The 23,332-nt window shown below is 38.7% G+C and carries 19 protein-coding genes; 18 read left to right on the top strand and 1 reads right to left on the bottom strand.

Annotated features, from left to right (window positions below; all coding sequences use genetic code 11):
- Positions 1-25: 25 nt before the first annotated feature.
- The 18 genes from GCWU000282_RS04230 (at position 26) to GCWU000282_RS04315 (ending at position 22,072) form a co-directional block, all read left to right on the top strand.
- A complete protein-coding gene (locus GCWU000282_RS04230; RefSeq protein WP_023353776.1) occupies positions 26-1,186 on the top strand; it encodes an alpha/beta hydrolase in 1,161 nt (386 codons plus the stop codon).
- A 42-nt stretch (positions 1,187-1,228) separates the two neighbouring features.
- The gene (locus tag GCWU000282_RS04235; protein WP_023353777.1) at positions 1,229-1,645 is read left to right on the top strand and encodes a hypothetical protein; all 417 of its coding nucleotides are present in this window, start codon (positions 1,229-1,231) and stop codon (positions 1,643-1,645) included.
- Between the two features lie 54 nt (positions 1,646-1,699).
- Positions 1,700-2,308, top strand: coding sequence for a TetR/AcrR family transcriptional regulator C-terminal domain-containing protein (locus GCWU000282_RS04240; RefSeq protein ID WP_035039524.1), 609 nt, complete (start codon positions 1,700-1,702; stop codon positions 2,306-2,308).
- A 26-nt stretch (positions 2,309-2,334) separates the two neighbouring features.
- On the top strand, positions 2,335-3,429 hold the full coding sequence (locus GCWU000282_RS04245; RefSeq protein ID WP_023353779.1) for an alpha/beta hydrolase: 1,095 nt from the start codon (positions 2,335-2,337) through the stop codon (positions 3,427-3,429).
- Positions 3,430-3,499: 70 nt separating this feature from the next.
- Complete coding sequence (locus tag GCWU000282_RS04250) at positions 3,500-3,919, top strand: hypothetical protein (RefSeq protein ID WP_023353780.1); 420 nt, start codon at positions 3,500-3,502, stop codon at positions 3,917-3,919.
- A 267-nt stretch (positions 3,920-4,186) separates the two neighbouring features.
- Positions 4,187-5,545, top strand: a complete 1,359-nt coding sequence (locus tag GCWU000282_RS04255; protein ID WP_023353781.1) for an FAD-dependent oxidoreductase — start codon at positions 4,187-4,189, stop codon at positions 5,543-5,545.
- A gap of 135 nt (positions 5,546-5,680) precedes the next feature.
- Positions 5,681-6,868, top strand: coding sequence for an SPFH domain-containing protein (locus GCWU000282_RS04260; RefSeq protein ID WP_035039747.1), 1,188 nt, complete (start codon positions 5,681-5,683; stop codon positions 6,866-6,868).
- 207 nt (positions 6,869-7,075) lie between these two features.
- Positions 7,076-8,149 carry an IBR domain-containing protein gene (locus GCWU000282_RS04265; protein ID WP_023353783.1) on the top strand — a complete coding sequence of 358 codons (1,074 nt, stop codon included), beginning with the start codon at positions 7,076-7,078 and terminating at the stop codon, positions 8,147-8,149.
- 17 nt (positions 8,150-8,166) lie between these two features.
- The gene (locus tag GCWU000282_RS04270; protein WP_023353784.1) at positions 8,167-9,009 is read left to right on the top strand and encodes a TPM domain-containing protein; all 843 of its coding nucleotides are present in this window, start codon (positions 8,167-8,169) and stop codon (positions 9,007-9,009) included.
- Positions 9,010-9,202: 193 nt separating this feature from the next.
- A complete protein-coding gene (locus GCWU000282_RS04275; protein WP_023353785.1) occupies positions 9,203-11,809 on the top strand; it encodes a translation factor GTPase family protein in 2,607 nt (868 codons plus the stop codon).
- Positions 11,810-12,054: 245 nt separating this feature from the next.
- On the top strand, positions 12,055-12,987 hold the full coding sequence (gene cysK / locus GCWU000282_RS04280) for a cysteine synthase A (RefSeq protein ID WP_035039528.1): 933 nt from the start codon (positions 12,055-12,057) through the stop codon (positions 12,985-12,987).
- Between the two features lie 260 nt (positions 12,988-13,247).
- Positions 13,248-14,384, top strand: coding sequence for a DUF4317 domain-containing protein (locus GCWU000282_RS04285; RefSeq protein ID WP_023353788.1), 1,137 nt, complete (start codon positions 13,248-13,250; stop codon positions 14,382-14,384).
- A 30-nt stretch (positions 14,385-14,414) separates the two neighbouring features.
- Positions 14,415-16,274 carry an O-antigen ligase family protein gene (locus GCWU000282_RS04290; protein WP_023353789.1) on the top strand — a complete coding sequence of 620 codons (1,860 nt, stop codon included), beginning with the start codon at positions 14,415-14,417 and terminating at the stop codon, positions 16,272-16,274.
- On the top strand, positions 16,246-18,141 hold the full coding sequence (locus tag GCWU000282_RS04295; protein ID WP_330365810.1) for a polysaccharide biosynthesis protein: 1,896 nt from the start codon (positions 16,246-16,248) through the stop codon (positions 18,139-18,141). The genes GCWU000282_RS04290 and GCWU000282_RS04295 overlap by 29 nt, the downstream gene beginning before the upstream one ends.
- A gap of 4 nt (positions 18,142-18,145) precedes the next feature.
- The gene (locus GCWU000282_RS04300) at positions 18,146-18,529 is read left to right on the top strand and encodes a hypothetical protein (protein WP_023353791.1); all 384 of its coding nucleotides are present in this window, start codon (positions 18,146-18,148) and stop codon (positions 18,527-18,529) included.
- A gap of 601 nt (positions 18,530-19,130) precedes the next feature.
- Positions 19,131-19,427: a DUF6110 family protein gene (locus tag GCWU000282_RS04305; RefSeq protein WP_023353793.1), complete on the top strand. Its 297-nt coding sequence runs from the start codon at positions 19,131-19,133 to the stop codon at positions 19,425-19,427.
- A 78-nt stretch (positions 19,428-19,505) separates the two neighbouring features.
- On the top strand, positions 19,506-21,581 hold the full coding sequence (locus tag GCWU000282_RS04310) for a heavy metal translocating P-type ATPase (protein WP_023353794.1): 2,076 nt from the start codon (positions 19,506-19,508) through the stop codon (positions 21,579-21,581).
- 2 nt (positions 21,582-21,583) lie between these two features.
- Positions 21,584-22,072 (top strand): GNAT family acetyltransferase, encoded by a 489-nt coding sequence (locus tag GCWU000282_RS04315; RefSeq protein WP_023353795.1) that lies wholly within the window; start codon positions 21,584-21,586, stop codon positions 22,070-22,072.
- On the opposite strand, the gene GCWU000282_RS04320 is transcribed toward GCWU000282_RS04315, so the two are convergent.
- Positions 22,065-23,267 carry an alanyl-tRNA editing protein gene (locus GCWU000282_RS04320; protein WP_023353796.1) on the bottom strand — a complete coding sequence of 401 codons (1,203 nt, stop codon included), beginning with the start codon at positions 23,265-23,267 and terminating at the stop codon, positions 22,065-22,067. The two genes, GCWU000282_RS04315 and GCWU000282_RS04320, sit on opposite strands and share 8 nt — an antisense overlap.
- Positions 23,268-23,332: the final 65 nt, after the last annotated feature.

Raw genomic sequence — 23,332 nt, forward strand, 5'->3', positions numbered from 1 at the left:
ACTATAATATAATGGAGGTGTAGCAATGTCAAATGCAAATTTCACAAAGACAGCAAACAAAGAAGGCATTATTGTTGAGAAAAGTCGCATAGTTGATCTGAATGATCCTAAATGGGCTCATCCTGATGGTGCTGAATTATGGTATGTGGATCCGGCACTTAATGCAGGATCAATTGCAATGTATGATCCGACTGTTTCCAGTGAAGAAAAATTGAAAAATGGAAATGAACGCCAAAAGTCGTATATGGATCAGTGGTGGAATGCAGAACATACTTGTGAGATTACAAAGCATATGGTATCGGGATGCCCTGAAGAACCTAATACTGAAGTTGAAGTTTGGGTTGTAAAACCAAAAAATCTTAAAAAAAGAAAAAATCGTGTCATGTTCTATATCATCGGTGGCGGAATCTATGCTATCAACCCCAATTCCTATCCTATAGAGAAGCTTTGTGAGGATCATTGTGCTGTAGGTATTGTTGTTATTTACCGTATGAGCTGGCAGGCACAGTATCCGGCAGCAATTAACGATTTACATGCGGGATATAAATGGATGTATGAAAATGCCGATGAACTTGGAATACATTCAGATAAAGTCGTACTATCCGGTTCAAGTTCAGGTGGACATCTTGCACTTTCTCTTGCATTCCGTCTTAAACGTTATGGATATAGCCCTAGAGGTATTGTTACAGTATCTGCGCAGACAGATGATATTGAGAAAGAAGGAGAAGGTTGGTATACAGGTATTTGGGATTCAGTAGAACAGCATGATGCACTTATGCAGTATTTAGGCAGAAACTTCAATTCAGTCAGAGTTGGACCGGAAGCTATGCCAAATCATGCTACAGTTGAAGACTGTATAGGATTCCCACCAACTTTTATGCATCAGAGTGAAATGGATCCGGATATTTTGAGAAATCTTGAATTTTATAGCAAACTTATACGTGCGCATTGCTTTACTGAATTGCATGTATATGGAGGAGCAATTCATAATAATGCTGTGTGGGCGGTTGTGAAATCTTGTGGTGAACCAAATGATTATTCACAGCAGGTTGCAGACCTTTTCAACAATGAACTGGAATATTGCTATAAATATGACTTAAGAAGACCTTGGGTTGTGGAAGAATATAAGAGGGCTTTTTGTGAAAAATTTAACCTGCCTGTTCCTGAAACTAATGAAAAGGAATAAAATTTTATAAAAAATCTAATCAGATAAAGGAGGAGGAATGCTATGAAGGTCGAATTTTATGAGTATGACGGTAAAGGCTATATAGTTGATCCGGAAAGTGACACAAAAGAGCGCACAGTGATTTTGCTTGGAAAACAGATAGTGAAATGCAATCCACGTAAAGTTGTAATCTATGTAACCGGAGGAGCTGTGGATGAAAAATATGCCAAACTTGAAGAATTAAAGGCATATTGTGGTGATAATAAAGTCGTATTTGTTTGCCCTAAAGCTGATAATTGCGATGCATTGGTAGAAACATATAAATATATTACAAAGAATTATCTTGATCTTAATATAAAACCACAAGAGATGAGTATTAAGTCAGATGCTTCTCATAGAGAAGTTGCAACTGAGCTTGCAGATTATATTTTAGATGAGTTTGATATGGACTTTGGTGAAACGGAAATATTTGAATTATAATTTATAATCTGTATGGTATCACAGTAACCAAAGTAAAAGAAGAGGAGGATGAGAATGGCAAATCATGCAGAATTGGTTAAAAAAGTTATTGCTGGTGAGTTTGAAAAAATGCTCAGATTAAACTCGTTTTCCGATATATTTATAATGGATTTGGTTACAACCTGTGGAATCAGCAGAAACACATTTTATTATTATTTTAAGGATAAATATGACCTGATGAATCATATTGCAGTAGCAGATATAGCAAGTATGGAAGCAAGACAAACAGAGGAGATAACCTTTGGTGAAGTAGTATTATCTGTATGCGGAATGATGTTTTATCGAAGAAAATTTTACTATCCATGTTTACAATATAGCGGACAAAATTCTCTTTATGAATTTTTGAATGAATATTTTGCTGCCAGATGGCTTGAGATAGTTTCCTCTCCTAAAACTTTTGATGAAACCGATGAAATGTCTACAGATAAACTGGTTGCAGGGATGAAGTCCTTTGCGGTTGTTGGTAAGATTAAGGAATGGGTTAAAATGGGAATGACAGAAAAACAATTTAAAAGTTTTGAAAAAATACGAGATATATTAAATGATGAAGCAGCATGTTATCAGTTTTGTCCTAAAGAACAGTATACTGTGGTAGAAAGCAGGGAAATGAAAATAGTATCATAAACTTAAATGTATAAAAGGAGGTTTTTATGGGACTGAAAAATTTTAGAATTCGTGATGATGCAAAATGGGGACATCCTGAGCTTGAAGTAGCTTATGCACTTATGGGAAATTCTGTTGGTTATGCGGAGGTATTACTTAATGATGATCTTTCATTTGAAGAACGTCAGGAATTTGCAGCACATGCAGAAGATGGATTTGCGGAATATCTCCCACCTTATGATCTTACACGCACCACAGAGTATGAGGCTCCGGGCTGTATAGATGAACCGGATGCACCTCCGGTAAAAGTGGTAGTTGCCCAGCCGAAAGGTGAGCGCCGTTATAAAAAGAATAGTCCATGTATACTCATTATCCCGGGGGGTGGACTTACAACTTGTTTTAGATTTACAGCAGCTATAGAAGATTGGGCAGATAAATTTGGAGTTCCGGTAGCAACACTTACATATCGTACTCTTGTTCAGGGAGTTACTTATCCTGCTCCGGTGAATGATTGTGAAGCTGCATATAATTTCCTGGTAGAACATGCGAAAGAACTTGGTATAAGTCCTAATAAGATAATTCTTCATGGAAACAGTTCTGGTGGTCACTTATCACTTGCACTTTCACACAGACTTAAAAAACGCGGTATCACACCTAGAGGCTGCCTTGTATGGGTTCCTATTATTGATGACCGTCCACTTCCGCAGTATCGTTCACAAAGTATAAATTCAGCTTTTTGGGGTGGTTCAGATTCAGCTACTTCAGCAAGACTTTATCTCGGGAAGCTTAATAACTCAGTTGATGTTCCGCCGGAAGCTTTTCCGGGACGAGCTACAGTTGAAGACTGTGTGGGACTCCCTCCAACATTCATACATGCAATGATGAATGATGCCGGTCTTGATCAGGCGTTTGATTATGCAAGCAAACTTACTGCGGCAGGAGTATATGCCGAAATACATGCTTGGGGCGGAAGTCAGCATTGCTCATTGTCAACGGCGGCAAACGTTATGGATAAGGATGATCCTGACGCGGAATATGCCCAGTTATTTAATGCTGTCAATGCCAAAGAACTTAAGGATATGTTTGAATATGACTTACGCCGCCCTTGGACAGTTGAAGAGTTTAATAAAGCAGATGAATAATTGAATTTGACTTTAATATTAACGAATTACTTAAATGGATAAATGTAATCAGTTTTAGAGGAAGGAGATTATGATGGTAGAATTTTATGAATATGAAGGGCTCGGAACTGTAGTTGATCCTGAAAGTGAAACAAAAGAAGTGTTTATACCGTCTCCGCCTACAATGGCTACTTTGAAGATAAATCCAAGGCCGGTTGTAATATATGTAACAGGTGGCAAGGTTATAGAAGGATATGAGGGACTTGAGGCATTAAAGAAGCATTGTGAAGACAATAAGGTTGTATTTATGTGTCCTACATCAACAGATGCTGAAGAAGTTGCAAAAACTTTTGACTATATTCAGAAGAACACAAAGAACTTAAATGTGAAGAGAGATGAGCTTACTGTTATGGCACTTCCGGAATTGATGGAGGTTGCACAAGAAATAGTGGATTATTTTGTTGATGAAAAAGATGCTGATGTTGATGATGCAACTGAATTTTCAATTTGATTAGAAAGTCTTACCTCACTAAGTCCCAGTAGTTGGGATATATTTGGGCGGGATACAAAAGTGTCCTGCTCTTTTTGTATATCACGATAAAAACAAACCACCTGCTGAGATGATGGTTATGATATATTGGTAAATTCTATGATAAATTTAGAAGTCTTAGCGCTAATTGCTAAAGCAATTCATTTTTTTTCAAAAAATACTGGTCTAAAACAACAAAAGGTGGTAGAATTAACTTATATATTCTGATTAAGAAAAGAGGACAAAACATTGGAGAATGTTAAAAATTTAATTATAGGCTTTGGTAAAGCAGGAAAGACCCTTGCTGGTTTTTTAGGAAGCAGGGGAGAGAGCGTAGTTTTGGTTGAAAAAGATAAGAGGATGTATGGAGGAACCTGCATCAATGTGGGCTGTATTCCATCTAAGTTTTTATCCAACAAAGCTACACTCAGAAAAGTGTCAAATCTTGACAATGAAACCTACTATAAAGAGGCTGTTACAGCCAAGAAGGAACTTATAGCTAAGCTTAATAAGGCAAATTATGATAAGGTGGCAGGAGTACCGAATGTAAAAATCATTGATGGAATTGCTTCATTTGTAAATGCTGATGTAGTTGAAGTAAAAACAGATTCGGAAGTTGTACAGATTCAGGCAGAGAGAATATTTATCAATACAGGTTTAGTTCCTGTTGTGCCTAAAATGGAAGGGCTTAATTTATCAGAAAGGATTCATACCAGTGAAACTATAATGGATATGGAAACCTTCCCTGAGAGCCTGGCTATAGTAGGAAGCGGTTATATTGGTCTTGAATTTACAAGTACCTATTCGCTTTTTGGAAGCAAGGTTACGATATTTGGAGATAATCCAAAGTTTCTTCCGAGAGATGATGAGGATATAGCTGAGCTTGTGAAAACTGAACTTGAAACACAGGGAGCTGAATTTAAGCTTGGAGTGAAAGTAAAGAAATTTGTAGAAGAAGCAGACGGAGTGAATCTTTATTTTGAAAATGCGGACGGGAAAGAAGAAGTTCAGAAATTCTCCGCAGTCCTTGTGGCTACGGGAAGAAGACCTGATACCGCAGAACTTGCTCTTGATAAGGCGGGAGTCAGCCTCGGTGAGCATGGAGAAATCAAAGTAAATGACAGGCTTGAGACAAATGTGCCGCATATTTATGCTCTCGGGGATGTACATGGAGGACTTCAGTTTACTTATCTTTCACTTGATGATTTCAGAATTATAAAGAGTGTACTGTTTAATGACGGTAAATATAATCTAAATGAGAGAAAACATATACCGTTTAATGTATTTGTAATACCTTCACTGGCGAAGGTAGGAATGAATGAGACAGAAGCTAAGGCGGCCGGGGTTTCGTATAAGTTGGCTAAACTTCCTGTAATGGCAATTCCGAAAGCTAAAATACTCGGCAATCAGTCAGGGTTGTTTAAAGTTCTTATAGACGAAAATACCGGTAAAATACTTGGCGCAAACTTATTCGGAGTAGAGGCACATGAAATAATAAACTTATTTACATTGGCTATGAACGAGGGTATAAGCTATGAGAGTTTAAGGGATCAGATTTATACACATCCGACCATGGCAGAATCCTTCAATGATTTACTTAACATTTAACTGAAACTGTTCACAAAATATCCTGCAAATACAGTGATTATGAATTAACAATTATAAACCTTGCAGAAAATTAAACTTGATTTCAAATACTTTGAAATAAATATTATTTTTAATGAGAGAAAGGAAGGTAATAGAATGGGACTTATTAAAGCATTAACAGGAGCGGTAGGCGGTACACTTGGGGATCAGTGGAAAGAGTATTTTTATTGCGAAGCACTTCCGGCTGATGTACTTGTAAGAAAAGGAATCAAGAGGGTAGGAGGAAGATCCTCTAACAAACATGGCAGTGACAATATAATTACAGACGGTTCGGGAATTGCTGTTGCAGACGGCCAGTGTATGATAATTGTAAATGACGGAAAGGTAGCCGAAATCTGTGCGGAGCCCGGTGAATATACCTTTAATTCCGGGGAGTCACCAACAGTATTCTCGGGAAGCCTTGGTGAGAGCGCAGGTGCCGTATTTAAGGATATGCTGTCAAGATTCAGCCGTGGCGGAGAGGCAGGCAGGGATCAGAGGGTTTATTATTTCAACACTAAAGAGCTTACAGATAATAAATTCGGTACTCCTAATCCTATCCCTTTCAGAGTACTTGATATGAATGTAGGTCTTGACGTAGATGTATCCGTACGTTGTTCAGGTGTGTATTCATATAAAATACAGAACCCGATCCTTTTCTATCAGAACGTGTGCGGAAACATAGCTGATGAATATACAAGAGATGAGATAGACTCACAGCTTAAGACAGAGTTTGTATCCGCACTTCAGCCTGCTTTTGGTAAGCTTAGCGAACAGGGAATCAGACCTAGCGGACTTCCTGCTCATGCAATGGAACTTGCCGACCTTATGGATGAGGTACTTTCTAAAAAATGGAAGGAACTCAGAGGTCTTGATATAGTATCTGTAGCTCTCAATCCGATTACTCTTTCAGATGAGGATTCTGCCCTTATTAAGAACCTTCAGATGACAGGAGCTTTCAGAAATCCTACTATGGCAGCTGCAAATCTTGCACAGGCTCAGGCAGATGCAATGAGGACTGCGGCAGGAAATTCAGGCGGTGCTATGATGGGCTTTATGGGATTGAATATGGCTAATCAGGCAGGCGGAATGAATGCCAATAATCTTTATCAGATGGGAGCTATGCAGGGCGGAGGACAGTATGGTCAGCCAATGCAGGGACAGTACGGTCAGCAGATGAACGGCCAGCCGATGCAGGGACAGCAAGGCGGAGCAGAAGGCAGTGAAATTCAGTGGTTCTGCCCAAATTGCGGCAATAAAAATGCTGGTAATTTCTGTGTAAACTGCGGTTCTAAACGTCCTTAAATAATATTTTTACGCTTTGTAATCAGTGGTTGTCGAATACTTTTGACACCCACATCATCCAATAATACTTACAGTCACAGACCGAAACCATTTTTGTGAGTATCGCACATAGGGTTAATAGGTCTGTGTCCTGTCTGCAATTTGGCTTTAATCATTGAATTAAGACTGAAAATAAGACTGAAATTTTAGGAGTAAGGGGGAAATTTTATGGCTTTGATGGATTATAAGTGCCCCAACTGTGGCGGTGCGATAAAGTTTGATACATCTCTCCAGAAAATGAAGTGTCCGTTCTGTGATACAGAATTTGATATGGATACTTTAAAAGGCTATGATGATATTCTTAATGGGGATGCCGAAGGGGAAATTAAATGGTCTGAACCTCAGGGAAAATGGGAAGACGGTGAGCAGGACGGAATGAACGTATATGTATGTAAGTCCTGTGGCGGAGAAATTGTCGGTGATGATACAATGGGAGCAACATCCTGCCCATACTGTGACAATCCTATAGTTATGTCAGGTAAATGGGAGAAAGGACTGCGCCCTGATTTGGTTATTCCGTTTAAACTTGATAAAAAGCAGGCTAAAGCCGGATTTTCAAAATATCTGACAGGGAAGTTTCTGCTTCCGAAGGTATTTAAGTCTGAAAATCATATAGAAGAAATTAAGGGGCTTTATGTACCTTTTTGGCTCTATGATGCAGATACAGACAGCAGAATAAGGTATAAGGCGGAAAAGGTAAGAACTTGGAGCGACGGTGATTATCGCTATACCGAGACAAGCTACTTCTCAGTATTAAGAGGCGGAAAATATGATTTTAGAGCAGTCCCTGCCGATGCTTCCGAAAAGATGGATGATGTTCTTATGCAGTCAATAGAGCCTTATAACCTTAATGAAGCTGTAGATTTTCAGACAGCTTATCTTGCAGGCTTTCTGGCAGATAAGTATGATGTAAATGCTGATGAGCAGAAGCAAGCTGTAAATGAACGTATAAAACATTCAGTAGAAGCAGCCTTTAGAAATACAGTTACTGGCTACAGCTCGGTAAGAGAAGAACAATCCAGTATAAATATTGATAATAAGCTGACAAGATATGCCCTTTATCCGACCTGGATACTTACTACCAAATGGCAGGGTAAGCCTTATATCTTTGCAATGAATGGGCAGACGGGTAAGTTTGTCGGTGACCTTCCTGTAGATAAGAGTCTGAGAGCTATGCTGTTTGCAGGCATAAGTGTTGTAACAGCCATAATTCTCTTTCTTATTCTTTATTTTGTATTTTAGAGGGGAGGGGATGAAAAATGAAGAAAAATATAGTTTGCAGAAAAGTCTGCTTTTTCGTTGTGACTCTTATGCTTATGCTTTCATTTGCGGGCAGCTTTAGCTTTTCTATTGACAAGGCATATGCAGAGGGAAAATCGCGAAGGTTGGTGGATAATGCTGATGTACTTACCGATGAGGAAGAGGTGAATCTCTCTCAGAAGCTTGATGAAATCAGTGAAAGACAGAAGATAGATGTAGTTATTCTTACAGTCAAGGATGAAACCGATAAAAATAATATAAAAATGTATGCTGCCGATTATTATGATTACAACGGTTATGGATTTGGAGAAAATGCAGACGGTATTATTTTAGTAATGGACTATGGTACCAGAGCCTGGGGAATAGTTACAACCGGTAAGGGAATGAATATATTTACCGATGCGGGACAGGAATACATGACAAATAAATTTATGCATTATCTTTCTGACGGGGATACATATAAAGGTTTTGAGACTTATGCAAATCTTTGTGATAAATTTATCGAACAATATGTTACAGAAGGTGAGGCTTATGATGTAGGCCATCTCCCAAAAGACAGAAATATGCTTGTTGTCATTGGTGGTTCTGTTATACCTGCCCTCATTCTTGCCGCTATAATTTGTTCAATACTCACTTCTCAGCTAAAGACAGTGAGAGGACAGTACAAAGCGGATAACTATGCGGTTAAGGAAAGTTTTTATATCAGTGATGCTATGGACTTTTTCTTATATAAAAATGTTACCAGAACTAAGATAGAGAAGTCATCAAGTTCGTCAGGAGGAAGCAGCACTTTTACAGGCAGTTCGGGCAGATCACATGGAGGAAGCAGCGGCTCATTCTAAATAATACAAATAATTGTAAAGTCACTTGCTAAATCTTATAAAAACTCTATGATATTTATAGAGAACTAATAAAGTAAAGGTCACAGAAAGTTCTTCTGTGGCTTTTATTATTACCGGGAAATTTTCGGGTAATAATAATCAAACAAATAGATTCAGGTACTTTTTATAATAAAGATAATTTTAGAGGGAAAATATGGAACATATAGTTTTTGGAATATTGGCACAGGTAGATGCGGGAAAGACTACCCTTTCCGAGGGTCTGCTTTTTTCGGCAGGAGCGCTTAAAAAAGCAGGAAGAGTGGACAAAAAAGATGCATTCTTAGATAATTATGAACTTGAAAGAGAAAGAGGAATCACTATTTTTTCTAAGCAGGCAGAATTCTCGGCTTACGGCAAAAGTTTCACGCTCTTGGACACTCCGGGACATGTGGACTTTTCGGTGGAAATGGAAAGGGTTCTTTCGGTACTTGATGTAGCAATTTTGGTTATAAGTGCCTCTGCAGGTGTTCAGTCTCAGGTGTCTGTTATTTGGAAGCTGCTTAAACATTATTCCATACCTACATATATTTTTGTAAATAAGATGGATCAGCCGGGAGCTTCAAAGGAGAATATATTAAAAGAGCTGAAAGAAAAACTTGATTCAAATATAATCGGCTATGCACAAAGCGCTTCGACAGAATATAATACCTTTCTTGAAGAAGTGTCTCTTTGCGATGAAACCGTGCTTGAAAGCTATATGGCAGAAGGTGAAATAAAACTGTCGGAAATACAGGAGCTTATACAAAACCGTAAATTTTTTCCGGTATTTTTTGGTTCAGCCCTTAAAAATGAAGGGGTAGAGGAATTTCTTGAAAATTTTGCCAAGCTTACTGTTTGTCCTGTATATAAAACTGAATTTGCGGCAAGAGTTTTTAAAATAGCAAGAGATACGGCAGGCAATCGTCTTACCTATATGAAGCTTATGGGAGGCAGCCTGTCTGTCAGAGAAATGATAGGAGACGAAAAAGTCACCGGTATCAGGATGTATTCAGGTGAAAAATTTGAAAACCGAGATACGGTAAAGGCGGGAGAAGTCTGCGCTATAACAGGACTTAAGAACACAAAGGCAGGAGAGGGGCTTGGAAGCCTTGCAGGAACTAGGATGGGAAGTGTACTAAGACAGGTTATGAGTTATAGGGTGGAACTGCCTGAGAATGAGCCTGTTCATGTTTTTTTACCTAAGATTAAGGAGATTTCGGAGGAAATACCTGAACTTTCGGTAAAATATTCAGAGGATAAGAAGGAAATAAATATTTCTCTGATGGGAGAGGTTCAGACAGAGGTGCTTAAGCATCTAATAAAAGAAAGATACAATATAGATATAAATTTTGGAGAGGGGCATATCCTCTATAAAGAGACAATAGCCGATACGGTCTACGGAGAGGGGCATTTTGAGCCTTTAAGACATTATGCTGAGGTGGAGTTAAGACTTGAACCGGCTGAAAGGGGAAGCGGACTGAGCTTTGCAACAGAGGTCAGTGAGGATGAGCTTGCAATTAATTATCAAAAGTTAATTTTAAGCCATTTGGAAGAAAAAGAATATAAAGGTGTGCTTACAGGCTCACCTATTACAGATATGAAAATAACCTTAGTGGCAGGAAGGGCACATCTTAAGCATACTGAGGGAGGAGATTTCAGACAGGCTACCTATAGGGCGGTAAGACAGGGGCTTATGCAGGCAAGGCCGGTTTTGCTGGAGCCTGTATATGATTTTAAGCTGGAAGTGCCTGAAGAAGCCATAGGAAGGGCTATGACGGATATGGGCAAGATGAACGGCAACTTTGCCTCGCCTGAAAATAAATCAGGAAAGGCTGTACTTACAGGGAAAATTCCTGTATCGGAAGTGAAAGACTATGCATTAGAACTGAGAGCTTACACAAAGGGAGAGGGACTTTTATCACTTAGCCCCTCTGATTATGAAGTCTGTCACAATGCAGAAGAAGTAATAGAAAGGTTTCAGTATTATCCTGAAGCAGACATAGAAAATACGGCAGATTCAGTCTTTTGCTCACATGGGGCAGGTTTTGTAGTACCTTGGAATGAGGTAATAAATTATATGCATCTTCCGTATTTTGGAAAAGCTGCTGAGGAAGAAAGTGAAGAAGAGGCGTTTTTAAGATATGCAAACAGGGCAGAAAGTCAGGTGGGCAGTGACAGAGGAGAGGTCTTTTTAGGAACCGATGAGATAGACAGTATACTAAACTCGGCGGTTTCCTCCAATAAGAAAAGGGAAGCTGAAACTGCAAGAAACCGCTGGAAAAACAGAGGAAAATCAGAGCCGGAAACAGTAGCAAATACCGTAAACTCTAAGATAAGAAGCAGTATAGGCAAAAATGACTATCTTCTGGTAGACGGCTACAATATTGTCTTTGCCTGGGAAGAACTGAAAGAACTCGCAGAGATAAACATAGACAGTGCCAGAGATAAACTTATAGAGAAACTGGCTAATTATCAGGGCTATAAAGGATGTAAGCTGATACTGGTGTTTGATGCTTACAAGGTGCGTGGCGGTAAGGAAAATATTATAAAACAGGGGAATATGTGGATTGTGTATACCAAGGAGGCTGAGACAGCAGATCAGTATATAGCTAAAACCAGCTTAGAACTTACCAAGGAAGGCTTGGTAAGAGTGGCAACCTCTGATGCTTTGGTTCAAATGATAATCTTTGGAAGCGGTGCGGCCAGGATTTCAGCAAGGGAGTTAGAAGCCGAAGTTAAATATGTGGAAGGACTTATATCGGAAAAACTGGATAAAATGTAAAAGAGAAATGTATCATTGGGTGTCAAATACTTTTGGCACCCACATCTTATTAGTAATAATCATCATATGTAATAAAGCTAATAATCACAAAATCACAAAAATCACAAAAATTACAAAAAACTAAAAATATCATTGACTTTTGGATTTGGGAGGAGTATTATATTTAGCATAATTAAACCTATAAAACAACTAGGTTAAATAGGAATTAAAAAATGTATCAATTTATGCCAAGGAAGGAGAAAATTATGGCTATTTATAAGAAGATAACAGAAATAATAGGAAAGACACCTCTTTTAGAACTTACCAATTATGAGGAGAAACATAAGATTAATGCGACTATTCTTGCAAAATTAGAGTATTTCAATCCTGCAGGCTCAGTAAAGGACAGGATTGCACTCAGTATGATAGAAACAGCAGAGAAAAGAGGGGAGCTTAAGCCGGGTTCGGTTATAATTGAACCGACCAGCGGCAATACAGGTATAGGACTTGCTTCGGTAGCTGCATCTAAAGGATACAGGATAATCATTACCATGCCTGACACTATGAGTGTAGAGCGCAGAAATCTGCTTAAGGCTTATGGAGCAGAGCTTGTGCTTACGGATGGAACAAAGGGAATGAAGGGAGCCATAGCAAAGGCTGAAGAACTTGCTAAGGAAACAGAAAACAGCTTCATTCCGGGACAGTTTGAGAATCCTGCAAATCCGGAGATACACAGAAAAACTACGGGGCCTGAAATCTGGGAAGATACAGAAGGAAAGGTAGACATACTGGTAGCCGGAGTCGGTACGGGAGGAACTGTTTCAGGAGCAGGTGAATATCTTAAATCAAAGAATCCTAATGTAAAGGTGGTAGCGGTAGAACCTGTAGGATCGGCTGTACTTTCTGGCGGAGCTCCGGGTCCTCATAAGATTCAGGGTATAGGTGCCGGTTTTATTCCAAAGGCGCTTAATACTGAAATTTATGATGAGATTATTCAAATAGAAAATGAGGAAGCGCTTGAAACCGGAAGAGAAATAGCAAGGACTGAGGGAGTCCTTGTGGGAATATCTTCGGGAGCCGCAGTTATTGCAGCCAAAAAACTGGCAGAAAGGCCTGAAAATAAAGGGAAAGTAATAGTTGCGATTTTACCTGATACAGGTGACAGATATCTCTCTACAGCCCTTTTTGATGAAGCATAAGTAGAATTTTATTTTAATGAATTTGATATTACCGGGCATCTATAAAATTATGTAATTGGATATCTGTAGCTTGTTATGATATTTCACAAGATGTTTCGTGAATAATTTGGATTACAGGATAAAGAGCCATGAATGTGTATTTCTTTCCTTAAACAGGAAAAATGCATTTCACAGGCTCTTTATTTATGTTTTAATATTTGTTATAATAAGAAATCGTGATAAATAATAATCGGTTCACAACCTAAATAAAAGGTGATAATATGAATAAAAAAGAAATATCGGAGATACGGAAACTTTTTGCTAAGGACAGCTGCCGCATAGACAGTCTTGCTGCCTGCTATGTAAGTATTGAAAAAGAGAAGACTTTTGTGATAAATGAGGCACTCAGCAGCCTTTCGGAGGAAGAGTTACAGTATCATCTGAGTATTTTTCACAAGTGCCTGGGAGGAACTCTGGGTAAGAATCTTATAAATATGGAGTTTCCTTTAGATGCCGAGTTTGGTGAAGGACAGCAGAAATTTCTTCTCAATCTGCGGGACAGCGGACTTAAAGAAGAGGAAATTTTGGAGAAGTTTTTTGATTTAATAATAGCCAATTACCCAAGCAGTGATAAATACTATATAGTTGCCATACATGGTAATTATGATGTGCCGGGTAAGGGTAAGGACGGAGCGGTTTTGGAGGATGCTTCAGAGATTGTGTATGAGTATATACTCTGTGCAATCTGTCCGGTTAAGCTCTCAAAGGCAGCTTTGGGATATGATTCGGATGCTAACCGTATAAGAGAAAGAGTCAGAGACTGGGTTGTGGAAGCACCAGAAAAAGCTTTTCTTTTTCCGGCTTTCAATGACAGAGGTCCTGATATCCATAGTATGTTGTACTATACTAAAAAAGCGGAAGAACTTTTTCCTGAATTTGTGGAAACGGTTTTCGGGACAACTTCACCTCTTTCGCCCGAGACGCAGACGGAGACTTTTAACAGCCTGATTACGGAAACTCTCGGTGATGAAGTCAGCCTTGAAATAGTCCAAAGAGTACAGGAGAATATAGCTGAAGTTATTGAGCAAAATAAAGAGATACCTGAGCCGGTAGAGCTTACTCCGTATGAAATGAAAGAGTTACTCGGAAGAAGCGGAGTTGAAGATGAAAAACTTGAGAATTTTGAAAAAACTTTCAAAGAGGTTGCAGGAGAAAAGGGAACTATAATAGCTGATAATTTGCCGGTTGTTAAGCAGCTAAAGATTAAAGCTCCCGATATAGAAATAAAGGTTAAACCCGAAAGTGCATCTCTTATAAGCCACAAGATGGTTGACGGTGTACTTTCTATAGTCATCCCTGTGGGTGAGGGTGTTGAAGTGAACGGGATTGCTGTAAAACATATTGAAAATCAAGAGTAAAACAATAAATATAAAGCTTGGAGGTAAAAAGTGGATTACAGATATGGTTACAAAAAAAAGAAAGAGGAAGTAAGTATAAGTGTCAAAATAAGTCTGTATGTTCTGGGGATTGTTATAGCTTTTATTCCTCTCATTGTAAGGGCGACAGTGCATAATGTTAATCTTAGCAGGTTTCCATGGTTTGGCTTCGGAGATGAGACTCTGGATGTGTTTCTTAAAGTAAAAGGTCAGGTTTTGGTGGCTGTGGCCGTAGTCATGATTCTTATTCTGGCGTTTAATATGTTTTTGGAAGCTAAGGCTGTAAAACCGCCGGTATGGATGTATTTGGTATTCGGGTATGCAGGTCTCACCACTGTTTCGACTTTAATATCCGAATATAGAAGTTACGGATTTAACGGAATGTTTGAACAGCATGAAACTCTATGGGTAATACTTGCTTATTGTGTGGTTCTAATCTATGCTTTTATGGTTGCAAAGGATAGTTACGGAATAAAATTTGTAAGAGCGGCACTTGGTGTATTAGCCGTAATACAGTCTGTTATAGGCTTAAGTCAGCTTGTAGGCGCTGATTTTTGGGGAACCAAACTTGGACGTTATATTATAATTCCAAGCAGTTTCGATAATGCTGACTCAATCAGAGATACCCTGAGCTTTACCTTTTCGGGTTCAGGTAACCATCAGGTATATCTTACACTGTACAATCCTAACTATGTTGGTTCTTATGCGGCTCTGATGTTTCCTATATTTTTTGTGTTATCTTTATTTTCTAAAAAACTGTGGAAAAAAGTTTTTTGGGGAGTAATAACAGTGATAAACTTCCTTAGTGCAATGGGTTCGGGCTCGAAGAGCTTCCTTGGAGCTTTTGCTATATCGGCAGTATTTGCAATTATAATTTTTAGAAAGAAGCTTAAGAAGGGCTGGCCTATAATGGTGGGCTTTGCGCTGATAATTATAGTATCAACCACTATTTATTTCAGGTCTATCGGCACAAGCCTTATATCTTATGTAAGCAATGCAATTGCTGTTCAGAAGAATGATTCTCTTCTTGAGAAAGTTGAGCTTAAAAAAGATCATGCAGAAATAACTTATAATGGGGTAAAATTCAATGTAAGTTATACCGCAAAAGGAGAGCAGGCTTCTATTAACTTCTCAAGAGAAGATAATACTCCTATTGAGTATACGGCAAGTGAAGACGGTTCCGAGGTTACATTGAAAGATGAAAAGCTAAACGGACTCAGTTTTCAATATATGCATCCCGACGGTGATGGGGAAGGATATGTTATAAACTGCAATACACCAAAGGGCTCATTTGCTTTTATGGCAACTGATAACGGATATAAGATTTATACCGGACCGGGGAAATCAGATGATATTTATAATGCACCTACAGCAATTATTAAAGATCATGATGCATTTGCTTCAGGTCGCGGTTATATATGGTCAAGAACTTTTCCGGTATTTTTTAAACACCTGTTGCTTGGAACAGGAGCAGATAGCTTTACTGTAGCTTTTCCGCAGAATGACTACATAGGAAGACTTAATGCCGGATTTGGAGGTATGATAATAACCAAGCCGCATAATTTATATTTACAAATAGGTGTACAGAGTGGCGGTTTGGCTCTGCTTTGTTTCTTGGGGATTGCAGTTTTTTATGTGATTCAGACATTCAGACTGTTGTGGAAGAGAGAGTTGACGGGAGAAATCGAAACCTTTGGTGCAGCAATCTCTCTGGGTATAATAGGATATCTGGTTGCAGGTATTTTCAATGATTCCTGTGTGGCTCTCGCACCTCTTTACTGGGTATTTTTAGGAGTTGGCTATGGAATCAACGCTTATATAGCTAAAAAGGAAAATGTGGAAAATGAAACCAATGTCGGAAAAAATAGTTAGCTTTTATACAAAACACCAGCAGTTAATAAAGAGGGCTCTTATCATCCTGTACGACCTTTTGGTCGTATGGGTTGCGGGAGTCCTTGCTTTGCTTTTAAGATTTGATTTGAGTTTCAGTAAAATACCTGCATATTTTATGGAAAATATGCAGAGTATGCTTCTTATAAACATGGTTATTACAGTTATAATTTTTACTGTAAATCATCTTTACACAAGCTTATGGGCTTATGCCGGCGTAGTTGAAATGCAGAGAATTATTCTTGCCGCTATAGAAACTACGGCTGCAGAGGTAATCATAGTAACCATAAAAAGCGGAAATAAAGCAGGGTATTTTCTTCCGAGAACTTATCATATATTATATTTCTTCATCCTTCTTATTCTTACGGCAGGCATTCGTTTTCTTTACCGTATGGTAAGAATGCAGATAACCAGCCGTGTAAATCCTTCTAATGTACAGGTTTCGAAGGTTATGCTGATAGGCGCCGGAGAGACCGGACATATGGTTATAAGGGATATTATTTCAAGTGCCAGTGTAATGAAGGAGCTTTGCTGTATTATAGATGATGATAAAAATAAGATAGGAAGCTATATAAGCGGAATCAAGGTAGTGGGTGACAGGACTGCTATTGTATACAATGCAGAAAAATATAAAATTAATGAAATTATTATTGCAATTCCTTCGGCAACCAGAAAGGAATTGAGTGATTTAATAAGTATCTGTACCGATACAGGCTGTAAGTTAAAGATTACCCCCAGCGTAACTGAAATAATGGAAGGGCATATTTCAGCCACCTTACTTCGTGATGTAAGTGTGGAGGATTTGCTTGGAAGAGATCCTGTTGAAGCAGAGCTTGACCTTATTATGGACTATGTGAGCGGTAAGACAGTTCTGGTAACCGGCGGAGGTGGTTCTATAGGCAGTGAGCTTTGCAGGCAGATAGCAAGGCATAAGCCGAAGCAGCTTATCATAGTGGATATTTATGAAAATAATGCTTATGATATAGAAATAGAGCTAAGACACAATTATCCTGAGTTAAATCTGGTAGTACTTATAGCATCTGTGCGTAATTTAGACAGACTTGATTCTATTTTTTCGGAGTACAAGCCCAATCTGGTTTACCATGCTGCAGCCCATAAACATGTTCCTCTTATGGAAAACAGCCCTAACGAGGCAATTAAAAACAATGTACTCGGTACCTATAATACGGTAAAAACTGCAGATAAATACGGAGTAGAACGTTTTGTACTTATTTCTACAGATAAGGCGGTTAATCCGACCAATGTAATGGGGGCAAGCAAGAGAATCTGTGAAATGATAATCCAGACCTTCGGACATCATTCAAAGACTGAGTTTGTTGCTGTCAGATTTGGAAATGTACTCGGAAGTAATGGTAGTGTAATACCTCTGTTTAAGAAGCAGATATCGGAAGGCGGACCTGTTACGGTAACCCATCCGGACATTATCAGGTACTTTATGACTATTCCGGAAGCGGTTTCTCTGGTGCTTCAGGCAGGAGCCTATGCTAAAGGCGGAGAAATATTTATACTGGAAATGGGCGAGCCTGTAAAGATATTGGAACTTGCAAAGAATATAATCAGACTTTCAGGTTTCGTGCCTGATAAAGATATAAAGATAGAATTTTCGGGGCTGAGACCGGGAGAGAAGCTTTATGAGGAGCTTCTTATGGAGGAAGAAGGGCTCAGAGATACCGAAAATAAACTCATTCATATCGGAAGAGCAATAGAAATGGATGAGGAAAAATTCAAGACTGAACTTGAAGAGATAATAGAATTTGCTTTTACAGAACCTTCAGGTGAAAAAATAAGAGAAGCAATAAGAAAAATAGTGCCTACATATAAAGGATGAAGAGATGCCAAAAAAAATATTTAAGAAAAGAAGATGGAGAGCAAAAGTTAAAGCAGGACACAGAGATAAAGGGGGACCCAGTTTCTCGTCTAAAATTATATCTACAGACGGAATTATTTGTCTGATACTGGGGATAATCTGTCTTATTATGTTCGCAGTTCTGGTAGTTATTTCTACAATGCATAGGGGACAGGCTGATATTAAAGTCGGTGCCTTCGGTGCCGTAGGTTTTGTGGTTTCATTGACCTGTTTTATAATTTCGATTAAAACCATGAATGATGAATATATTGCGGAAACCATACCTAAAATAGCGGTAGGGGTTAATCTGGTTTCTTTGCTGATATATATGGGACTTTATGCCTATGGAATCTTTATTGGAATGGTTTAGAAATCTTTTAACACAGATATTAAAATGTTCATAATTTGTTAAAAATAATTACAAACTGACTTCATATTTGTAGGATATAATCTAGTCATCAGTTAAGGAACAGCAAATAAGTTCCGAAGCTGAAAATGAATTTGCTAGATTCCCCAATTTGTATAGATTTACTTTTTTCATTTGCAGGTTGGTAACTCCCTGTTAACCAACCACTCCTCTCTTTTTTATAAGGACAGTAGTAGCTGTCCTTATTTTTATTTAATATGAAATTTCGAAGAAATTTCATATTAAATAAAAATCTCTCCGAGGGATGGACTTATTTTGATAATGGAATTCGCTATCTCACAATAATGAAAGTCAATATTTATAAGAGCATTTTTATTGCAAAATTTTCTCAAAAACAAGAAAAAATAATTGAAATTCAAAAAACCTATTGATATAATCATGATACAGTTGATGTGAAACAGGTATTACTCAAAGCCAAAGACTTAGATTGTTGAAATTTAAGCCGAATTATTCACGAAACATCTGTGACCGATGGTGTGAATAATTGGGGTCTGATATGGCAGTTTGACATCTTAGCAATCTTATCAAAAAAGGAGGTCCTGAGATGTGGGATAAAATCGGTTGGAAAAAAATTGGGTTGTTTGTAGGCGGAGTAGCTTTCGGAACTATCGGACTAAAGGCATTGTTCAGCAAGGATGCTAAAAAATGCTATACTCATCTGACAGCAGCTGCACTCAGAGTTAAGGATTATACTTTACAGCGTACTGAAACTTTGAGGGAAAATTGTGAAGATATCTATGAAGATGCAAAGGATATCAATGAGGACAGAAAGGCAGCGGAAGAGGCTATATTTGAAGATACTTCTGCAACATATAAAGAAGTGAAAAACAAAGAAGAGTAATCATGTAAGGCCCTCAGGGAGTTATAAGTTAGTTTAGGCTCTCTGGGGGATTTTTTATTGTAGATTTGAGGTAAAGCTATGAAATTTAAAATATTATCTGAATCCCCTAACAGAATAAGGGTACAGGTTTTACAGAGAAGGATGAGCTTTGAGCAGGCGGATACCTTATTTTATTATGTCAGACATATAAAGGGGGTAACCTTTGCAAGGGTTACAGACAGAACCTGTACAGTTACAATTAAGTTTACCGGAGATAAGTGGGATATCGTAGATGCCCTCCAGCGCTTTGATTATGAAAGGTTTAAAGCTCCCGAAGAGTATTTAATCAATTCAAGCAGGGCACTCAATGCAAAATATCAGGATAAACTTGCCATATCGTTGGCTGCAAGAGCTCTTACCATTGTGTTTGCTCCCGTTCCGGTCAGAGTAGGACTTACGGTTTTTAAAGCATTTAAGTATGTTAAGGCAGGTATAAAGAGTCTGCTTAGCGGCAATATAGAGGTTGCACTGCTTGACGGAGTGGCTGTCGGGGTGTCGGTGCTTAGAAGAGATTTTAATACTGCAGGTTCAGTTATGTTTCTGCTCAGTATAGGCGAGCTCTTGGAGGAATGGACGGAGAAGAAGACAACGGCAGACCTTGCAGGCATACTCTCACTTAATATAAGTAAGGTGTGGATGCGAAAAGACGGCACGGAAATTTTGGCAGACTATTCTGAAATAAAAGAAGATGATGAGGTAGTAGTACATCTTAGCGGCGTCGTACCGTTTGACGGTATAGTTACAGAGGGCGAAGCAATGATTAATCAGGCTTCTATGACAGGAGAAAGTGAACCTGTCAGAAAAGAAATCGGAAGTGTGGTATTTGCGGGAACCGTACTTGAAGAGGGAGAAATTACCTTCAGAGTAAGAAAAACAGGAGGTAACTCCAAGTTTGAAAAAATAGTTAAAATGATAGAAGAGACCGAAAAGTTAAAATCAGGTGCGGAAAGCAAGGCTTTGAAGCTTGCAGACAGGCTTGTGCCTTATACCCTTATCGGAACAGGGCTTGTATATCTGTTAACACGTAATGTAACCAAGGCTTTGGCTGTACTTATGGTGGATTTTTCCTGTGCGCTTAAGCTGGCTATGCCGGTATCGGTACTTTCTGCCATAAGAGAGGCATCTGAAAACGGAATTACGGTCAAAGGCGGTAAATATCTGGAGGCGGTTGCAGAAGCAGAGACCATAGTCTTTGATAAGACAGGCACTCTTACCAAGGCTGAGCCTGTAGTAACTTCCGTAATTTCTTTTGAAGAGAGAAGTGAAGATGAGCTTTTAAGAATTGCAGCCTGCCTTGAAGAGCATTTTCCGCATTCTATGGCAAATGCAGTAGTTGAAGCAGCCAGAAAGAAGGGGCTTAAGCATGATGAAATGCATTCCAAGGTAAACTATATAGTTGCCCATGGAATAAGTAGCAGTATATCAGGTAAAAAAGTAATAATAGGCAGCCATCATTTTGTATTTGAAGATGAAGGTGTAGTCATACCTAAGGGATTTGAAGAAAAATTTGAAAATATACCGGAGGACAGTTCTCACCTCTACATGGCTATAGAGGGCGAACTTTCTGCGGTAATCTGTATATCCGATCCGGTCAGGGAAGAAGCGGCAGAAGTTATCAAACAGTTAAAGCTTCTTGGGATAAAAAATATTGTGATGATGACGGGCGATAATGAAAGAACTGCAAAGGTAGTTGCGGCACAGATAGGAGTGGATAAGTACTATGCAGGTGTACTTCCTGAGGATAAGGCGAGATTTATAGAGGAAGAAAAGGCTAAGGGCAGAAAGGTAATTATGGTTGGTGACGGTATCAATGATTCTCCTGCGCTTTCAGCTTCGGACTGTGGCATAGCCATAAGCGGAGGAGCGGAAATAGCAAGGGAAATAGCTGATATAACCATAGTTGCGGACAATCTGAATGAGCTTGTAAAATTAAAAACGCTTTCCAATCTGCTTATGAAGAGAATAAACGGCAATTATAGGAAGATAGTGGGCATAAACGGAGGACTTATAGGACTTGGAGTATTCGGAGTTATTCAGCCGACAACTTCTGCTTTGGTGCATAATCTGTCTACACTTGCTATCGGTTTACATTCGACTACTAATTTGATGGAGTAAAAATGATAAGAAAAGCAGAATTAAAAGACCTGCCTAAGTTAAATGAATTATATGAGGCGGCAAGACGGTATATGAGAGAAAATGGCAACCCGGATCAATGGGGTACAAGTTATCCGAATGATGAACTTATAATTGAGGATATAAAATCAGGAGTGCTTTACACAGACGAGGAAGTAAACTTTGCCTTTGTACTAATGGGAGAGGAAGAAGCCTATAAAACCATATATGAGGGTAAATGGCTTAATAATGAGCCTTACCTTACTTTGCACAGGGTTGCGGGCAATGGGAGAGTAAAAGGGGTATTTTCACAGATATTTGAGTTTAGCCTAAAGAAAATGAAGGAAGTAGGACTTTCAAATATCAGAATAGATACCCATGAAAAAAACCTTACCATGCAAAATGCAGTTACAAGGCAAGGTTTTGTAAGATGTGGTCTGGTTAAGTTAAGAGAGGGTGAAAGGATAGCCTACCAGTACAAGCTTCCTAGTTAAAAGGAAAGGCATTGAGCAGGGCTTCTATCTCATTTCTTGAGGCTTGCGCAAAGCCCTGTATCATTTCTTTTTTACCGCCGCCCTTAGCGTTTAAGCCTTCTTTTAATTTAGCTTGAACTAAAACAGAATCAAGGTTATTGCTGCCGATAAGGTAGGAATAGCCTTTTTTGTCATTTCCTGATAATATGCCGCAGTAGTTATCCCTTTTGCTTATGAGATAGTTAAGGGCTTCCCTCTGGCTCTTAGGATTGATTTCATCAGCAAAAATAAGTGAGGGAGAGCCATCAGGCAAATTATCAATTTCAGAAATAAGGAGATTTCTGTTAACCTCTCTAAGCTTATTTTTAAGCTCATCCCTCTCATTCTTTAATAAGGTAACAGTATTTACTATCTCGCCCTGTTCTGCAGAAAGCAGGGATTTAAGTTCTCCCATCTGTGCATAAATGCTGTTAAAATATTCCAAAGCCCTGAAGCCGCATAGGATGGAAAGCCTTGTCCCGCCCTTATAGCGTACGGAAGATATTACCTTCATTAAGCCGATCTCTCCGGTTTGCTTTACATGAGGGCAGCAGCAGGCACAGATATCAACACCTTTAATTTCCACAATTCTTATATCACCGCTTAATTCTGACTTACATCTGTAATCAATATCCTTAAGCTCATTTTCATTAGGATAATAACAGGTTATGCTGATATTTTGGGCTATGACCCTGTTCGTCTCAAATTCGATTTCAGCCACCTGCTCAGGTGTCAGATATCCGCTGTAATCCATAGTTACATTATTGTCAGAGAGATGGAAACCTACATTTTCAAACCCGTATTTTCTGTGAACTATACCTGAAAAAATATGCTCGGCACTATGTTGCTGCATATTTGAAAACCGATGAGTCCAATCAATCATGCCGGCAATTTCAATACCTATAAGGCTGTCGGGTTGAAGAGGAAGTTCAGAACGTATAATATGGGTTATAACATCCTCGTTATCTATGATGACTCTTTCTACTGTTGTAGTAGAATCCCCTGTTTTTATACTTCCTTTGTCACAGGACTGACCACCTGCTTCAGGGAAGAAAAGAGTTTGGTCAAGCACTAACTCATATAGATTATTCTCTCGGACAATAGAGGAAATTTTTATAATTTTAGCCGTAAATTCTGTTTCATAAGGCAGGTTATCGTAAAGTTTAACAGTTGACATAAGTATTCCTTTCAGATAATTAATAGATTGATATGAATAACATTATAAGCGGGTGTAAGAAGTAT

The sequence above is a fragment of the Catonella morbi ATCC 51271 genome (assembly GCF_000160035.2).
In the GTDB taxonomy this organism is placed as follows: domain Bacteria; phylum Bacillota; class Clostridia; order Lachnospirales; family Lachnospiraceae; genus Catonella; species Catonella morbi.

Coding starts and splice junctions, on each gene's coding strand:
- GCWU000282_RS04230 (WP_023353776.1), top strand. CDS start 26: ATGTCAAATGCAAATTTCACAAAGACAGCAAACAAAGAAGGCATTATT.
- GCWU000282_RS04235 (WP_023353777.1), top strand. CDS start 1,229: ATGAAGGTCGAATTTTATGAGTATGACGGTAAAGGCTATATAGTTGAT.
- GCWU000282_RS04240 (WP_035039524.1), top strand. CDS start 1,700: ATGGCAAATCATGCAGAATTGGTTAAAAAAGTTATTGCTGGTGAGTTT.
- GCWU000282_RS04245 (WP_023353779.1), top strand. CDS start 2,335: ATGGGACTGAAAAATTTTAGAATTCGTGATGATGCAAAATGGGGACAT.
- GCWU000282_RS04250 (WP_023353780.1), top strand. CDS start 3,500: ATGATGGTAGAATTTTATGAATATGAAGGGCTCGGAACTGTAGTTGAT.
- GCWU000282_RS04260 (WP_035039747.1), top strand. CDS start 5,681: ATGGGACTTATTAAAGCATTAACAGGAGCGGTAGGCGGTACACTTGGG.
- GCWU000282_RS04265 (WP_023353783.1), top strand. CDS start 7,076: ATGGCTTTGATGGATTATAAGTGCCCCAACTGTGGCGGTGCGATAAAG.
- GCWU000282_RS04270 (WP_023353784.1), top strand. CDS start 8,167: ATGAAGAAAAATATAGTTTGCAGAAAAGTCTGCTTTTTCGTTGTGACT.
- GCWU000282_RS04275 (WP_023353785.1), top strand. CDS start 9,203: ATGGAACATATAGTTTTTGGAATATTGGCACAGGTAGATGCGGGAAAG.
- cysK (WP_035039528.1), top strand. CDS start 12,055: ATGGCTATTTATAAGAAGATAACAGAAATAATAGGAAAGACACCTCTT.
- GCWU000282_RS04285 (WP_023353788.1), top strand. CDS start 13,248: ATGAATAAAAAAGAAATATCGGAGATACGGAAACTTTTTGCTAAGGAC.
- GCWU000282_RS04295 (WP_330365810.1), top strand. CDS start 16,246: ATGAAACCAATGTCGGAAAAAATAGTTAGCTTTTATACAAAACACCAG.
- GCWU000282_RS04300 (WP_023353791.1), top strand. CDS start 18,146: ATGCCAAAAAAAATATTTAAGAAAAGAAGATGGAGAGCAAAAGTTAAA.
- GCWU000282_RS04305 (WP_023353793.1), top strand. CDS start 19,131: ATGTGGGATAAAATCGGTTGGAAAAAAATTGGGTTGTTTGTAGGCGGA.
- GCWU000282_RS04310 (WP_023353794.1), top strand. CDS start 19,506: ATGAAATTTAAAATATTATCTGAATCCCCTAACAGAATAAGGGTACAG.
- GCWU000282_RS04315 (WP_023353795.1), top strand. CDS start 21,584: ATGATAAGAAAAGCAGAATTAAAAGACCTGCCTAAGTTAAATGAATTA.
- GCWU000282_RS04320 (WP_023353796.1), bottom strand. CDS start 23,267: ATGTCAACTGTTAAACTTTACGATAACCTGCCTTATGAAACAGAATTT.